This is a genomic window from Micromonospora chokoriensis, assembly GCF_900091505.1.
In the GTDB taxonomy this organism is placed as follows: domain Bacteria; phylum Actinomycetota; class Actinomycetes; order Mycobacteriales; family Micromonosporaceae; genus Micromonospora; species Micromonospora chokoriensis.
This window is the reverse complement of record NZ_LT607409.1, coordinates 6,509,542-6,524,365: the sequence shown is the minus strand read 5'-3', so window position 1 is coordinate 6,524,365 and position 14,824 is coordinate 6,509,542. Positions and strand designations below refer to the sequence as shown.

Below are 14,824 nucleotides of genomic sequence, written 5' to 3'. Positions count from 1 at the left end.
GAGCTCCACTTCGGAGGCCAGGCGGCCGTCCGCATGTCACGCTCCCCAAGGGGTACGCGGACAGTGCGCGACGGCCCATGTCACGCGGACGTGTCACTCGCGGAAGCTCACCGGCGACCCACGACGGCGGTCGTCCCGCCTTCGTCGCCCTCGTCGCGGTGGGCCCAACCTGACTCCGTGGCTCATTCTGATCACCCCACGTCAATGCGTCAACCAGCCCCGCCAGCCCAAGCCGACCGCCCGCCGCGCCACCGCCCTCGTCCTCGTCACGACCCCCGCGCCGGGCTGTGCGCGTCGGGCTGTGCGCGTCGGGCCGTGCGTGTCGGGCCGTGCGTGTCGGGCCGTGCGTGTCGGGCCGTGCGTGTCGGGCGGTGCGTGTCGGGCGGTGCGTGAATCTTGGGGGCGGCGCCGGGCGGGCCGAGGCGGCGCCGAGGGCGCGGGGCGCCCTGGACAGGCGGGAGCCCCCGGTCCCTGTGCAGGGGCCGGGGGCTCCGGGAGACGTCAGCTCAGCCGGCCTGCTCGGCGAGCTGGAGGAACTGCCGCTTGGAGGCGAGCGCCTGCTCGGCTTCCTTGATCCGGCGTGCGTCCCCGGCGCTCTGCGCCCGGGCCAGCCGGTCCTCGGCTTCCGCCACCTGTGCCCGCATCTGGGCGAGCAGCGGGTTGTCCTCCTTGGTGGTGCGGCGCCACGCCGAGTCCATCACCTCGCGGACCTTGTCGTCGATGGCGCGCAGCCGGCGCTCCAGCCCGGCCGCCGCCTCGCGGGGAACCCGGCCGGCCTCGTGCCACTGCGCCTGGATCTCGCGCAGCTTGGCCTGGGCGCCCTTCGGGTCGGCGTCGACGTCCAGTGCCTCGGCTTCGGCGAGCAGGGCCTGCTTGCGCTCCAGGTTGCCGCGCTGCTCGTTGTCCCGGGCGGAGAAGACCTCACTGCGCCGGCTGAAGAAGGCGTCCTGCGCACCCCGGAACCGTTCCCAGAGCTTCTGCTCGGCCTCCTTGGAGGCGCGCGGCGCGGCCTTCCACTGGGTCATCAGGTCCTTGAGCTGGTTGGCGGTGGCGGCCCAGTCGGTGGACTCCTGGAGCTTCTCCGCCTGGGCGACCAGCTCCTCCTTGGCGGTCTGCGCCTGCTTGCGCTGCGAGTCCAGGGAGGCGAAGTGGGCGCCACGACGCCGGGTGAAGCCGTCCCGGGCGGCGGCGAACCGCTTCCACAGCTCACCGTCGGCCTTCTTGTCGACCCCACGGATGGTCTTCCACTCGTCGAGGATCTCCTTGAGCCGGTCCCCGGCGGTCTTCCACCCGGTGGACTCGGCGGCGAGCTTCTCGGCCTCCTCGACCAGCGCGGTCTTGCGGGCCAGGGCTTCGCCGCGAGCGGCGTCCCGGGCGGCGCGCGCCTCGCCGGCCTTCTCCTCGGCGAGGGTCGCCAGCTTGTCCAGACGAGCGGTCAGTGCGTCGATGTCGCCGACCACGTTGGCCTCGGGCAGCGTGGTGCGGATCCGCCGGATCGTGCTCAACGAGTGCCCGGCATCCGCCGCACCCGACTTGAGCCGTGCTTCGGTCAGGTCCACCTCGGTGACCAGATCGGCGAAGCGGCGCGCGAAGTGTGCCAGGCCTTCCTCCGGCGCACCTGCCTGCCAGGATCCGACCACCCGCTCGCCCTCGGTGGTCTTGACGTACACGGTGCCGTCCGCGTCCACCCGTCCGAAGGCAGTCCAGTCGCTCATGTGCCCATCCTCGTTCTCCCGGCGTCGAGGGAACGAACCCCCGTCGCCGCCACGGCGCAGCCAAGTTGCTTCCGGCATTGTCACAGGTCTCACCCGGTCCGCGTCGAGCGCCTATCGCCGACCGTGACCATACGGTGTCCTAGGGGCCGAATGACCGGATCGGCGCGGAGACGCACCGGGGATTCCCGCTACGGTGAACGGGTGCCACTGGTCACCGCCGCCGTCTGCCCGCATCCGCCCCTGCTCGTGCCCGAGGTGGCCGGCTCCGCGGCCCCGGAGTTGGACGACCTTCGAGCAGCCTGCGACACCGCCGTACGCCGGTTGCTGGCCGTCGGTCCGGACAGCGTGGTGCTGCTCGGGACCGGCCCGGTGACCGGTCCGATCCGCACTCCGGCCACGGGTTCCCTACAGCCCTGGGGGGTCGACCTGGACGTGCCGCTGGTGACCGGTCAGCCCGACCGAGGTGCGGTGCTGCCGTTGAGCCTGACCATCGGCGCGTGGCTGCTGACCCGCCACGAGACGCCGCCGCCGGCCAGCACCGCGCCGGCCAGCGCGCCGCCGGTCGGCACACCGTCGGCGAGCGCAACCCGGACCAGCGCGCCGCCGGTCGGCGCCACGCCGAGCAGCGCACCCTCGGCCGGCGCGCCGCCGGTCACCGCCGTGCAGGTGGCCGCCGACGCCGGCCCGGCCGAGCTGGCGGCGCTCGCCGACGAGGTCGACGCCACGGGCGAACGGGTGGCGTTACTGGTCCTCGGGGACGGGTCGGCGTGCCGGGGAGTGACGTCACCCGGGTACGACGACCCGCGCGCCCTCCCGTACGACCAGAGGGTTGCGGCGGCGCTGGCCGACGCGGACCTGGACGTCCTGCTCGACCTGGACCCGGTGGTGTCGGCGGAGCTGAAGGCCGCTGGTCGTGCGCCCTGGCAGGTGCTGGCCGGTGCGGCCCGGAGGGCGGGCGGCGGTTGGCGCGGTGAGCTGTTGCACCACGCGGCTCCCTACGGTGTCGCCTACTTCGTGGCGTCCTGGGAGCGGGTGTGACCAGCGGTACGGTCGTCGCGGTGGTCGGCCCGACGGCGGCGGGTAAGTCGGCGTTGAGCATCGCGTTGGCGCACGCCCTGGACGGGGAGGTGGTCAACGCCGACTCGATGCAGCTCTACCGGGGCATGGACATCGGCACCGCCAAGCTGACCGTGGCCGAGCGGGACGGGGTGCCGCACCACCTGTTGGACATCTGGGAGGTGACCGAGCCGGCGAGCGTGGCCGAGTACCAGCGGCTGGCCCGCGCGGCGGTGGACGACATCCTGTCCCGGGGAAAGGTGCCGCTGCTGGTCGGTGGGTCCGGGCTGTACGTGCGGGCGGTGTTGGAGCGCTTCGAGTTCCCGGGCACCGACGCGGCGCTGCGGGAGCGGCTGGAACGCGAGTTGGCCGAGGTCGGCCCGGCCCCGCTGTACGCGCGGCTGCGGGCCGCCGACCCGGTGGCCGCCGAGAGCATCCTGCCGGCCAACGGTCGGCGGATCGTGCGGGCCCTGGAGGTGATCGAGCTGACCGGCGCACCGTTCACCGCCTCGCTGCCGCAGCCCACACCGTATTACCCGTCGGTGCAGCTCGGCGTCGACCTGGACACCGGGCTGTTGGACGATCGGATCGCGCTGCGGGTCGACCGGATGTGGGCCGACGGCCTGGTGCCGGAGACGCGTGAGCTGGTCGGGCGGGGGTTGCCGGAGGGGCGGACGGCGAGTCGGGCGCTGGGCTACCAGCAGGTGCTGCGGATGCTCGCCGGTGAGCTGACCGAGGCGCAGGCGCACGACGAGACGGTCCGAGCGACCCGGCGCTTCGTCCGCCGGCAGCGGTCCTGGTTCCGCCGGGACCCCCGGATCCACTGGCTCGACTCGGCGGAGCCGGACCTGATCGGGGCCGCCCTGCGTCTGGTGCCGGCCGAGACGCGATAATGGGGGCGTGGAGTTCACCAAGGGCCACGGCACCGGCAACGACTTCGTCATCCTTCCGGACCCGGACGGTCAGCTCGACCTGACCCCGGAGCTGGTCGCGGCGCTCTGCGACCGACGGAGGGGCATCGGCGCGGACGGCGTGCTGCGGGTGGTCCGCGCGGCCAAGCACCCGGACGGCGCGGGGTTGGCCGGCGAGGCCGAGTGGTTCATGGACTACTGGAACGCCGACGGCTCGTTCGCCGAGATGTGCGGCAACGGCGCCCGGGTCTTCGTGCGCTACCTGCTGGACACCGGGCTGGCCACGCCCGCGGGCGCGGCGTTGCCGGTGGCGACCCGGGCCGGCGTCGTGCGCGCGCTGGTCGAGGGCGACGCCGTGTCCGTCGAGATGCGCCGCCCCCGGGTGTACGACGAGTCGGCCGCCACCCTCGGCGAGCTGACCCTGACCGGCGCGGCGGTGGACATCGGCAACCCGCACCTGGTCTGCGTCCTGCCCGCCGGTGTGGAGTTGTCCGCGCTGGATCTGACGAGGGCCCCCGGGTACGACCCGGTGGTCTTTCCGAGCGGCGTGAACGTGGAGTTCATCGTGGCGGGCGATCCGGTCGACGGCACCGACGGGCACACAGTGATGCGGGTGTACGAGCGCGGCAGCGCGGAGACGCTGTCCTGCGGCACCGGCGCCTGCGCGGTGGGTGCGGTGGCCCTGCGCGACGCCGGCCGGGACACGGGTGTGGTCGCGGTGGACGTCCCGGGTGGCCGCCTGACGGTCACCGTGACGGCGGATTCCTGCTGGCTGTCCGGCCCGGCCGTCCTGGTGGCGACCGGCGAGGTCGACCCGGCCGCCCTGCTCCGCTGACCCGGGCCGCCGCCCCACGCTCCCGCGCCGTGATCAAGAGGTTGGCGTTAGAAGCCGCGCGGCTCCTGACGCCAACCTCTTGATCACCAACGTCGGGTTCTACGGGGTGGCGCTGGCGCTCGCGGCGATCTCGGGGAGGTCGGCCGGGCCGGGGTCGGCGGCCGGGCGCGGGCTGGGGTTGTTCGCGGCGGCGCGGACGGCGGCGGCGACGGCCGGTGCGACCCGGGAGTCGAAGACGCTCGGCACGATCACCGTCGGGTTGATCTTGTCTTCGCCCACCACGTCCGCGATGGCCTGGGCCGCCGCGATGGCCATCTCCTCGGTGAACTCCTCGGCGTGCGCGTCCAGCATGCCGCGGAACACCCCGGGGAAGGCGAGCACGTTGTTGATCTGGTTCGGCTGGTCCGAACGGCCGGTGGCGACCACGGCGGCGTGCTTGCGCGCCTCCCGCGGGTCGACCTCCGGGTCGGGGTTGGCGAGGGCGAAGACGATCGCGTCCTTCGCCATCTGGGCGATGTCCTCGCCGGTGAGCAGGTTCGGCGCGCTCACACCGATGAACACGTCGGCACCCCGGATCGCACCCGGCAGGTCACCCGCGTAGTTCTCCTTGTTGGTGTTCTCCGCCAGCCACTGCCACGCCGAGTTGAGCCCGGTCAGCCCGCGGTGCAGGGCGCCCTGCCGGTCGTACGCGATGATGTCGCCGACGCCCTGACGCAGCAGCAGCTTCATGATCGCGGTCCCGGCCGCGCCGGCGCCGGAGACGACCACCCGCACGTCCTTGAGCTCCTTGCCCACCACCCGCAGCGCGTTGGTCAGCGCGGCCAGCACGCAGATCGCGGTGCCGTGCTGGTCGTCGTGGAAGACCGGGATGTCCAGCGCCTCGCGCAGCCGGGCCTCGATCTCGAAGCAGCGCGGCGCGGCGATGTCCTCCAGGTTGATCCCGCCGTACGCGGGCGCGATCGCCTTGACGATCTGCACGATCTCGTCGGTGTCCTGGGTGTCCAGCACCACGGGCCAGGCGTCCACCCCGCCGAAGCGCTTGAACAGCGCCGCCTTGCCCTCCATGACCGGCAGCGACGCGGCCGGTCCCAGGTTGCCCAGGCCCAGCACCGCGGAACCGTCACTGACCACCGCGACGGTGTTCCGCTTGATGGTCAGCCGCCGGGCGTCCGCCGGGTTCTCCGCGATCGCCATGCAGACCCGGGCAACCCCCGGGGTGTACGCGCGGGACAGCTCGTCGCGGTTGCGCAGCGCGACCTTGGACGTCACCTCGATCTTGCCGCCGAGGTGCAGGAGGAACGTCCGGTCCGACACCTTGCGCACGTCCACGCCGTCGAGCGCCCGGAGCGCGTCGACCACCTGGTCGGCGTGCTTGGCGTCAGCGGTGTCGCAGGTCAGGTCGACGATCACGTTGGTGGGGTCGGAGTCCACCACGTCCAGCGCCGTGACGATCGCCCCGGCCTCGCCGACCGAGGTGGTGAGCCGGCCGATCGAGGAGGCGTCCGCGGTCACGGCGATCCGGATGGTGATCGAAAATCCGGCGCTGGGCAGTCGGGTGATGGCCACGGGATCCCTCCGTCACGGCTGTGCGGCCAGTCGGCCGCCGCCCGCATTTCTACCGGGTTGTCGACCCCGACCAGCATTCGGCCCCACTTTTGGCGACCTTCACCATGGGCATATAGCAGGTGCGTCCGGCGTTGAGTCATGTCAGGATTACGTTCTACTTATCAAAACGGACAGGAGAACCGCTTGCGGAACCAGGAGAGCTTCGTCCCCGTCGAGGACGAGTTCGACGACGTCACCACCGGCGAGCTGGACCTGTCGGAGCGGCAGTCTCTCCGGCGCGTCCCAGGCCTCTCTACCGAGCTCAGCGACGTCACCGAGGTGGAATACCGCCAGCTGCGGCTGGAGCGGGTGGTCCTGGTGGGTGTCTGGACCGAGGGCACGGTGACCGACGCGGAAAACTCCCTGACCGAGCTTGCCGCGCTGGCCGAGACCGCCGGTTCGCAGGTGCTCGAAGGGCTCATCCAGCGGCGCACCCGACCCGACCCGGCCACCTACATCGGCCGCGGCAAGGTCGACGACCTCAGCGCGGTGGTGCTGGCCAGCGGCGCCGACACCGTCATCTGCGACGGTGAGCTGTCGCCGTCGCAGCTGCGCAACCTGGAGCAGCGCACCAAGGTCAAGGTTGTCGACCGGACGGCGCTGATCCTCGACATCTTCGCCCAGCACGCCAAGAGCAAGGAAGGTAAGGCGCAGGTCGAGCTGGCCCAGCTCGAATACCTGCTGCCCCGCCTGCGTGGTTGGGGTGAGACGCTCTCCCGGCAGACCGGTGGTTCCGGCCGGGGTGGCGGCGCCGGTGGCGGTGTGGGTGTGCGTGGTCCCGGTGAAACCAAGCTGGAGACCGACCGGCGGCGTATCCGCCACCGCATCTCCCGACTGCGGCGCGAGATCAAGAGCATGCGGACGGTACGCGTCACCAAGCGCGCCCGACGCACCCGCAACTCGGTGCCCGCCGTGGCCATCGCCGGTTACACCAACGCCGGCAAGTCCAGTCTGCTCAACCGACTGACCGGTGCGGGTGTGCTGGTGGAGAACGCGCTGTTCGCGACGTTGGACCCGACGACCCGCAAGGCCACCGCCTCGGACGGGCGGCTCTACACCCTCTCCGACACCGTCGGCTTCGTCCGGCACCTGCCGCACCAGATCGTCGAGGCGTTCCGCTCGACGCTCGAGGAGGTCGCGGAGGCGGATCTGGTGGTGCACGTCGTCGACGGCACCCACCCGGATCCGGAGGAGCAGGTCCGGGCGGTTCACGCGGTGCTCGCCGAGGTCAGCGCCGACCGGCTCCCCGAGCTGTTGGTGGTCAACAAGACCGACGCCGCCGACGAGGACACCCTGTTGCGGCTCAAGCGACTCTGGCCGGACGCGATCTTCGTGTCCGCGCACTCGGGTCGGGGCATCGACGGGCTGCGCGCGGCAATCGAGGAGCGGCTGCCGCGCCCCGCCGTGGAGGTCCGGGCCGTGCTTCCGTACGACCGGGGCGACCTGGTGGCACGGGTGCACCGCACGGGTGACGTGCTCAGCACGTCACACCTGCCGGAGGGCACGCTGCTGCACGTCCGGGTCGGCGCGGAGTTGGCTGCGGAGCTGGCACCCTTCGAGGTCCAGCGGGAGAGTCAGGTGGCCGGCGTCCGGTCCTGAGCGACCACGGCGTCATCCACGGGAAACGCGCGGCATGCGACACTGGCCGAATGCGCCGCGTTGTTTCCTCGGTCACGGTTGCCCTCGGCCTGCTCGGGGCAACCGTGGCGCTCTCCGGAGTCGCAGTGGCGGCTTCCGCCCCCGGGTTGTCCGCCGCCGCTCCCGGGCAGAAGCGGTGCACGATCACCGACGAGCGCCTGCGGGAGCTGTCCGGGCTGGTCGCGACCAAGAGTGGCTACATCGTCGTCAACGACGCCACCGAGAACGCGGCACGTAAGCGGGTCTTCTTCCTCGACACCAAGTGCAAGATTTCGTCGAAGGAGCCGGTCCGCTACTCGGGCCAGGGCCCGGCCGACACCGAGGACCTTGCCCTCTCCAAGGACGGCAAAACCCTCTGGATCGCCGACATCGGCGACAACGCGGACTCGAAGACCCGCCGCACGCGCGTCGCGCTCTGGTCGATGCCGGTCAGCGGCAACAAGCAGCCGACGTTGCACCGGCTCTCCTATCCCGAGGCGAAACCGCACGACGCCGAGGCCCTGCTCATCGACGACGACGGCAAGCCGCTGATCATCACGAAGGTGACCAGCGGAAAGGCCGAGATCTACACCCCCTCGGGGGCTCTGAAGAGCGGCGACACCGAGCCGGTGCCGATGCGTAAGGCCGGCGAGATCGCCCTGCCGAAGACGCAGACGGAGAACCCGCTCAACACGTTCGGCCGGATCGCCATCACCGGCGCGGCCCGATCGCCGGACGGTTCCCGGGTGGTTCTGCGCACGTACGCGGACGCATTCGAGTTCGACGTGAGCGGCGGTGACATCGTCGGCGCGCTCACCACCGGCAAGCCCCGGGTGACGGCGTTGACCGACCCGTTCGGCGAGGCCATCAGCTACACCCCGGACGGAAAGTCGTTCCTCACGGTCTCCGACGCCACCCGGTTCGGCGAGGACGAGTCCCTCGACATCCTCAGCTACACACCGTCCAGTTCGACCGCGGTGCCACAGGCACCCGGCGGTGGGGCTGCCGCCAAGCCGACCGCCTCGAAGTCCTGGACGGACGGGCTGGACTTCGACGACATCACGTACCTGATCGGCGCGGTCGGGTTGCTCGGTCTGCTGCTGGTCGCCGCCGGCGTCGTCGGCATCGTCCGGGCCCGTAACCGACCGCCGGCTGATGACGCCGACGCGTCGGACCCGAACGGTGATCCGCTCGACCCGCGCGGCGGCCGTTCCGCCGATGATCCCCGAGCGTCCGCCGACCGTAAGGGCGGTGTCTACGGTGGCGGCGCAGCGGCGGGCGGTGCGGTCTACGGCGGCGCCCCGGGTCGCGGGGGTGCCCCAGGTCGTGGCGGCCCGGCTCCGGCAGGTGGTACGCCGGGTCGCGGTGGCGCCGCACCGGCAGGTGGTGCCGTGTACGGAGGTGCCCGTCCGGCAGCGGCGGACGGTGGCTACGGCGGGGCACGGTCGGACGGCGGCAACGGCGTCTACGGGGGCGGACGGCCCCCGGCCGGTGGCGGCGGTCGACCGCAGGGCACCGGGGGTCGCCCGCAGGGCGCTGGTGGCGGCGGTCGCGCCCAGGGTGGCGGCGGTGGCGGTCGCGCGCAGGGTGGGAGCGGTCGCCCCCAGGGCGGAGGCGGTCGGCCCGGCGGCGGGGTGTACGGCGACGGTCGCGGCCAGCCCGGCACCGGCCGTGCGGAGCCGCCCCGGCGTGGTGGCCAGGAGCCCGACCAGCGGGGTCAGCGGCCCGATCGTCGGCGAAACGACGACGCGCCTGTCGACCCGTACGGGCAGTATCCCGGGGGCGGTCGCGGCTATCGGGGCGACCGCTACTGAAAGCTCTGCTGGTGCCTGCCCGCCCCGGACGGACGGATGCGGGTGGGGCACCACGTGCGCCCACCCGCCGACGGGTCAGATCCGGCGGAGCACCGCCACGACCCGACCCATGATGGTGGCGTCGTCACCGGGGATGGGGTCGAAGGCCGGGTTCTGCGGCATCAGCCAGACATGCCCGTCGCGTCGACGGTAGGTCTTGACTGTCGCCTCGCCGTCGAGCATGGCGGCCACGATCTCGCCGGAGTCGGCGGTCGGCTGTTGCCGGACGACGACCCAGTCGCCGTCGCAGATCGCCGCGTCGAGCATCGAGTCGCCCTTGACCTGGAGCATGAAGACCTCGCCCTCGCCCACCAGCTCGCGCGGGAGCGGGAAGATGTCCTCCACGGCCTGCTCGGCGAGGATGGGGCCACCGGCGGCGATCCGGCCGAGCATCGGCACGTACGCCGGCGTCGGCCGCTGTGCCCGGGACACCTCGTCGTCGATCGCCTCACTGGGAGCGCGAACGTCGACCGCCCGCGGCCGGTTGGGGTCGCGACGCAGGAAGCCCTTCTTCTCCAGCTCCTTGAGCTGGTAGGCGACGCTGGACGGCGACACCAGGCCGACGGCCTCACCGATCTCGCGGACGCTCGGCGGGTAACCGTGCCGCTCGACCCAGGTGCGGATGAACTCCAGGATGCGACGCTGGCGGGCGGTCAGGTCGACAGCCGCCGGGTCGGGGAAGGCGCTGACCACCGGGGTGACCGGGCGCACGGCGGGCTGGCCCGTCCGGCTGCGCGCGGCGCTGCGGCGTCGGGTGGCCGGCGGGCCCGCCTCGGTGATCTGCTGCGGGCTCTTCGGCCGGCTGGCCCGGTCCTCGGTCACGTCCGTCCTCCCTGGTCGGCGCTGGGTGCCTCGTCGGCTCGTGGTGCGTGCGGGGTGCCACGTTGTTCATGACCGTATAGGTGAGATCAGTCATTTTCAAACATCTGTACGACCTCTCACCGGCGTGTCGGGGTGAAAAACCACTCCGGTCGTACGGATGTTCTGATAAATGGTACGTCAGGTAGCACTGGTGTTCGATCCTCAGCCGATTTCCCGGCCAGTCTGGCCTGCTGGCCGGTAACTCGGGCGGGTGGTCGGCGTTGGGTCTTCGGGCGTGCTGGTGGTCGCGGATGGCCGGATGGTCCGTGACGCGCCGGACACGCGGGTCAACTTGACCCGGCCTCCCCAGCGACATACGGTCGACCCCTAGATGTAGTAGTGACACGGGCGTAAGTTGCCCACAGGTTGGGTCCGACTACCGACCGCACTCCCGTAAGGTCGACCACGGCGGGCGTCGTCCGAGGACGGCACCGTCGCGGTGAGCCGTGTCCGGGGGTGTCCGGTGTGGGCGCAGTTGATCATTTTTTGGAGGTAGGCGATGCGGTGTCCGTACTGCCGGCACGCCGACTCCCGGGTGGTCGACTCGCGGGAGGCCGACGACGGCCAACTCATTCGACGGCGGCGGTCCTGCCCGGAGTGCGGCAAGCGGTTCACCACCGTCGAGGAGGCGGTCCTCGCGGTCGTCAAGCGCAGCGGGGTGACCGAGCCGTTCAGCCGCACCAAGATCATCGGCGGGGTGCGCAAGGCGTGCCAGGGCCGGCCGGTCGACGACGACTCGCTCGCGCTGCTCGCGCAGCGGGTGGAGGAGTCCGTCCGGGCCAAGGGGGCCGCCGAGATCCCCAGCCACGAGGTGGGCCTGGCGATCCTGGGCCCGTTGCGCGACCTGGACGAGATCGCCTACCTGCGGTTCGCCAGTGTCTACCGCTCCTTCGACTCGCTCGCCGACTTCGAGCGCGAGATCGAGACGTTGCGGGCCGCAGCGCGGGCCCGGGAGCAGGGCCGGGCCGACGCGGTCGAGGCCGCCAGCCGTACCAGCTGAATCTTCACTGTTTTTCGAGCGATTGGGACGCGCGGTGGGTGACCGCGCAGACGAGGGGGGCGACGGCGTGACAACTAGCCGTTCACGGAACAAGGCAGGCGCGGGGCTGAAGATCGAGCGGGTGTGGACGACCGAGGGGGTCCACCCGTACGACGAGGTCAGCTGGGAGCGCCGCGACGTCGTGATGACGAACTGGCGCGACGGCTCGATCAACTTCGAGCAGCGGGGGGTCGAGTTCCCCCAGGCGTGGAGCGTCAACGCGGCCAACATCGTGACCACCAAGTACTTCCGGGGAGCGGTGGGGACCCCGGAGCGGGAGTGGTCGCTCAAGCAGTTGATCGACCGGGTGGTCACCACCTACCGCACCGCGGGTGAGGAGTACGGCTACTTCGCCAGCCCGGCCGACGCCGAGGTCTTCGCCCACGAGCTGACCTGGATGCTGCTGCACCAGGTGTTCAGCTTCAACTCGCCGGTCTGGTTCAACGTCGGCACGCCGTCGCCGCAGCAGGTCAGCGCCTGCTTCATCCTGAGCGTCGACGACTCGATGGACTCCATCCTCGACTGGTACAAGGAGGAGGGTCGGATCTTCCAGGGCGGCTCGGGGGCCGGGGTCAACCTGTCCCGGATCCGTTCGTCGAAGGAACTGCTCTCCTCCGGCGGCACCGCCTCCGGCCCGGTCAGCTTCATGCGCGGCGCGGACGCCTCGGCCGGCACCATCAAGTCCGGTGGCGCGACCCGCCGAGCGGCCAAGATGGTCATCCTCGACGTGGACCACCCGGACATCGAGGAGTTCGTGGCGACCAAGGCGCGCGAGGAGGACAAGATCCGCGCGCTGCGCGACGCCGGGTTCGACATGGACCTCGGTGGCTCCGACATCGTCAGCGTGCAGTACCAGAACGCCAACAACTCGGTCCGGGTCTCCGACGAGTTCATGTCGGCGGTGGAGGACGGCGGCAGCTTCAACCTGCGCGGCCGGCTGGACGGCTCGGTGATCGACACCGTCGACGCCAAGAAGCTGTTCCGGACGATCTCGCAGGCCGCCTGGGAGTGCGCCGACCCGGGCCTGCAGTACGACGACACGATCAACGACTGGCACACCTGCCCGGAGACCGGGCGGATCACCGCGTCGAACCCGTGTTCGGAGTACCTGCACCTGGACAACTCCTCGTGCAACCTGGCCTCGCTCAACCTCATGAAGTTCCTCCGCGCCGACGGTGGCTTCGAGGTGGAGAAGTTCGTCAAGTCCGTCGAGTTCGTCATCACCGCGATGGACATCTCGATCTGCTTCGCCGACTTCCCGACCGAGAAGATCGGTGAGACCACCCGCGCCTACCGGCAGCTCGGCATCGGCTACGCCAACCTGGGCGCCCTGCTGATGGCCACCGGCCTGCCGTACGACTCGGACCAGGGCCGTTCGGTCGCCGCGTCCATCACGTCCCTGATGACCGGCACCGCGTACCGCCGTTCGGCCGAGCTGGCCGGCGTCGTCGGCCCGTACGACGGCTACGCCCGCAACGCCGAGCCGCACAAGCGGGTCATGCGCAAGCACGCCGCCGCCAACGACGAGATCAAGCCGACCAGCCCGGTGGCCACCGCTATCGTCCGCGAGGCGACCAAGCAGTGGACCCAGGGCAACAAGATCGGTGACAAGTTCGGGTGGCGTAACGCGCAGGCGAGCGTCCTCGCGCCGACCGGCACCATCGGCTTCATGATGGACTGCGACACGACCGGCGTGGAGCCGGACCTGGCGCTGGTCAAGTTCAAGAAGCTGGTCGGCGGCGGCTCGATGCAGATCGTCAACCAGACGGTGCCGCGCGCCCTGCGTAGCCTCGGCTACCCGGAGGAGCAGGTCGAGGCGATCGTCGAGCACATCGCCGACCACGGCCACGTGGTGGACGCCCCCGGCCTCAAGCCGGAGCACTACGCGGTGTTCGACTGCGCGATGGGTGAGCGGTCGATCGCCCCGATGGGCCACGTGCGGATGATGGCGGCGATCCAGCCGTTCGTCTCGGGCGCGATCTCCAAGACGGTCAACATGCCGGAGGCGGCCACCGTCGAGGACGTCGAGAAGATTTACTTCGAGGGCTGGAAGCTCGGCCTCAAGGCGCTGGCGATCTACCGCGACAACTGCAAGGTCGGCCAGCCGCTCTCGGTGGCGAAGTCCAACAAGGCCACCGAGTCGGCCGCCGCCACCGTGGCCGCCGAGCCGGCCGCGGTGGAGAAGGTCATCGAGTACCGGCCGGTGCGTAAGCGCCTGCCGAAGAAGCGCCCGTCCGAGACGGTCAGCTTCTCCGTCGGCGGTGCCGAGGGCTACCTCACCGCGTCGTCCTACCCCGACGACGGCCTCGGCGAGGTCTTCCTGAAGATGTCCAAGCAGGGCTCGACCCTGGCCGGCGTGATGGACGCCTTCTCGGTGGCCATCAGCATCGGCCTCCAGTACGGTGTGCCGCTGGAGACGTTCGTCAGCAAGTTCACCAACATGCGCTTCGAGCCGGCCGGTATGACCGACGACCCGGACGTGCGGATGGCCGCCTCGGTGATGGACTACATCTTCCGTCGCCTGGCACTGGACTTCCTGCCGTACGAGCGCCGCGCCGAGCTGGGCATCTTCACCGCTTCCGAGCGGGCCGCCCAGCTGCGGGCCGAGGCCGACGCGGAGGCCGCCGCGGCGGTGGGCGCAGAGCTCACCGTGATGGCGTCCTCGGCGCCGGTGGAGACCCCGGCCAAGCCGGAGGCCGTCGCGCAGCCGGCGCAGGAGATGGCCGACGTGGCCGCCGCCAAGCCGGCACCCAGCGTGGGTTCCAGCACCGAGTTGCTGGAGGCCGTGATCGGCAAGGCCGCCGACGCACCGCTCTGCTTCACCTGCGGTACGAAGATGCGCCCCGCCGGTAGCTGCTACGTCTGCGAGGGCTGCGGCTCCACCAGCGGCTGCAGCTGACGCGTATCACCGCACGACGAGCGAGCGCGGCAGGGATCCCCTGCCGCGCTCGCGGCGTTCCCGCTCGTGGCAGGGCCGATGGGACCTGCCGGCCCGCCGGCCCGTCGCGTGCCGGCCCGCCGGCCCGTCGCGTGCCGGCCCGCCGGCCCGCCGCATGCCGGCCCGCCGGCCCGTCGCATGCCGGCCCGCCGGCCCGTCGCGTGCCGGCCCGCCGCATGATCGACTCGGGTTACCTGAAACCGGCCTATCAAGCTCGCCCGGACACCCCGACTTCATGAAACCCGAGTCGGTCATGGGCTGATATGGGCTGCGCCGGGGCCAGTAACACACCGAAGCGCAGGTCTGGGCATTGGCGGAATCAGTTCGGTACGCGTTTGGGTAGCTGCCCGCCGGATCAGCGTTCGTCGTCGCCCTCGGTTGGGCGCGGTGGGCG

10 protein-coding genes are annotated in these 14,824 nt (G+C 71.4%); 7 read left to right on the top strand and 3 right to left on the bottom strand.

Translation table 11 applies throughout. The features are described from left to right. Positions 1–506: 506 nt before the first annotated feature. A complete protein-coding gene (locus tag GA0070612_RS29575) occupies positions 507–1,715 on the bottom strand; it encodes a DUF349 domain-containing protein (RefSeq protein ID WP_088990896.1) in 1,209 nt (402 codons plus the stop codon). A 201-nt stretch (positions 1,716–1,916) separates the two neighbouring features. Between GA0070612_RS29575 and GA0070612_RS29570 the strand changes: the two genes are divergently transcribed. The 3 genes from GA0070612_RS29570 to dapF are packed head-to-tail and all read left to right on the top strand — an operon-like array spanning position 1,917 to position 4,517. Continuing rightward, positions 1,917–2,753: a class III extradiol ring-cleavage dioxygenase family protein gene (locus GA0070612_RS29570; RefSeq protein ID WP_408630520.1), complete on the top strand. Its 837-nt coding sequence runs from the start codon at positions 1,917–1,919 to the stop codon at positions 2,751–2,753. Continuing rightward, positions 2,738–3,664, top strand: coding sequence for a tRNA (adenosine(37)-N6)-dimethylallyltransferase MiaA (miaA, locus tag GA0070612_RS29565; protein ID WP_408630594.1), 927 nt, complete (start codon positions 2,738–2,740; stop codon positions 3,662–3,664). The genes GA0070612_RS29570 and miaA overlap by 16 nt, the downstream gene beginning before the upstream one ends. 7 nt (positions 3,665–3,671) lie before the next feature. Further along, positions 3,672–4,517 carry a diaminopimelate epimerase gene (gene dapF, locus GA0070612_RS29560; protein WP_088990893.1) on the top strand — a complete coding sequence of 282 codons (846 nt, stop codon included), beginning with the start codon at positions 3,672–3,674 and terminating at the stop codon, positions 4,515–4,517. 99 nt (positions 4,518–4,616) lie between these two features. On the opposite strand, the gene GA0070612_RS29555 is transcribed toward dapF, so the two are convergent. Beyond that, complete coding sequence (locus GA0070612_RS29555) at positions 4,617–6,083, bottom strand: NAD-dependent malic enzyme (protein ID WP_088990892.1); 1,467 nt, start codon at positions 6,081–6,083, stop codon at positions 4,617–4,619. A gap of 183 nt (positions 6,084–6,266) precedes the next feature. Between GA0070612_RS29555 and hflX the strand changes: the two genes are divergently transcribed. Beyond that, positions 6,267–7,721: a GTPase HflX gene (gene hflX / locus GA0070612_RS29550; protein ID WP_088990891.1), complete on the top strand. Its 1,455-nt coding sequence runs from the start codon at positions 6,267–6,269 to the stop codon at positions 7,719–7,721. Positions 7,722–7,771: 50 nt separating this feature from the next. Continuing rightward, entirely contained in the window at positions 7,772–9,553 is a 1,782-nt protein-coding gene (locus GA0070612_RS32315; RefSeq protein ID WP_197699265.1) for a hypothetical protein, read from the top strand. Between the two features lie 75 nt (positions 9,554–9,628). Here the strand turns inward: GA0070612_RS32315 and lexA are convergent, their stop codons facing one another. Continuing rightward, positions 9,629–10,414 carry a transcriptional repressor LexA gene (gene lexA / locus GA0070612_RS29535; RefSeq protein WP_088990890.1) on the bottom strand — a complete coding sequence of 262 codons (786 nt, stop codon included), beginning with the start codon at positions 10,412–10,414 and terminating at the stop codon, positions 9,629–9,631. A gap of 538 nt (positions 10,415–10,952) precedes the next feature. On the opposite strand from lexA, the gene nrdR reads away from it, so the two are divergent. Together nrdR and GA0070612_RS29525 are read left to right on the top strand one after the other, a co-directional pair. After that, entirely contained in the window at positions 10,953–11,453 is a 501-nt protein-coding gene (gene nrdR / locus GA0070612_RS29530) for a transcriptional regulator NrdR (RefSeq protein WP_088990889.1), read from the top strand. Between the two features lie 34 nt (positions 11,454–11,487). Then, positions 11,488–14,391, top strand: coding sequence for a vitamin B12-dependent ribonucleotide reductase (locus GA0070612_RS29525; RefSeq protein ID WP_088990888.1), 2,904 nt, complete (start codon positions 11,488–11,490; stop codon positions 14,389–14,391). Positions 14,392–14,824: the final 433 nt, after the last annotated feature.